General features: G+C 72.2%; 1 protein-coding gene. It reads right to left on the bottom strand.

The window, feature by feature from the left end; translation table 11 throughout:
* Positions 1 to 1,062, bottom strand: a complete 1,062-nt coding sequence (locus HK417_RS24365) for an IS630 family transposase (protein WP_261327705.1) — start codon at positions 1,060 to 1,062, stop codon at positions 1 to 3.
* Between the last annotated feature and the right edge of the window lie 3 nt (positions 1,063 to 1,065).

The following is a 1,065-nucleotide window of genomic DNA, read 5'->3' as shown; positions in this document are numbered from 1 at the left end:
CTAGTGCTCTGTAACTGATGTGGTTGATGCCTTGCGGTGTCCGGGATCGGTGGCCTTGGCGATGACCGTGTCGGGGTCCTTGGTCCAGGTGAACGGTCGGCACCGGTCGTTCCAGGCATCGATGAACCGCTCGATCGCGGCGATGAGGTCGGCCACGGTCGGAAAGCTGCCCCGGCGCAGCGCCTGCCGGGTGATGATCGAGAAGAATGCCTCGACCAGGTTCAGCCAGGAGCCCGAGGTCGGCGTGAAGTGCAGGGTCATCCGCGGATGACGGGCCAACCAGGCCCGGACCGCCGGGTGCTTGTGGGTGGACAGGTTGTCGACCACCACGTGCAGCTGGCGGCGCGGATAGGCACGGGCCACCTGCCTCAGGAACGCCAGGAACTCCTGGTGGCGGTGCCGCTCGGTGCAGGCCTCGGTGACCTTGCCGGTGGCCACCTCCAGCGCGGCGAACAGCGTGGTGGTGCCGTGCCGGACGTAGTCGAAGCTGGCTGCCTCCGGCCGGCCGGGCCGCACCGGCAGCGGCGGCGCGGTCCGCTCGAGGGCCTGGATCTGCGGCTTCTCATCCACGCAGAGCACCACCGCCCGCTCCGGCGGATGCAGGTACAGCCCGACGACGTCGCGGATCTTGCCCTCCAGCTCCGGATCGGTGGAGAACTTGAAGGTCTGCGCCCGCCAGGGCTGCACCCCGAAGCGGTGCCAGATCCGGGCGATCGTGGCGTGCGAGATGGGTGTGCCCTCCGCGGCCAGCGCGTCGGCCAGCAGGCGGGAGGACCAGTGCGTCGCCCCGAGCGAGGTCGGCGGCTCGGTCAGGGTCAGCTGTAGCACCCGATCCCGCAGCGCCTCGGGCAGCGGCGAGGGCTTGCCCGGCCGCGGCAGGTCCGCCAGCCCGGCCAGGCCGCGCTCGGCGTAGCGGGCGCGCCAGGTCACCACCGTGCCCTCGGCGCAGCCCACCATCTCCGCGATCTGCTGCCCCGGCACCCCGTCGGCGGCCAGCAGCACGATCCGGGCCCGCTCCACCTCCCGGGCCGGCGCGCCCCTGTCCCGGACCCGCCGCTCCAGCTC

Origin of the sequence: Modestobacter marinus (genome assembly GCF_019799945.1) — a bacterium.
Classification (GTDB): domain Bacteria; phylum Actinomycetota; class Actinomycetes; order Mycobacteriales; family Geodermatophilaceae; genus Modestobacter; species Modestobacter marinus_B.
This window is presented reverse-complemented; position numbering and strand designations above follow the sequence as displayed.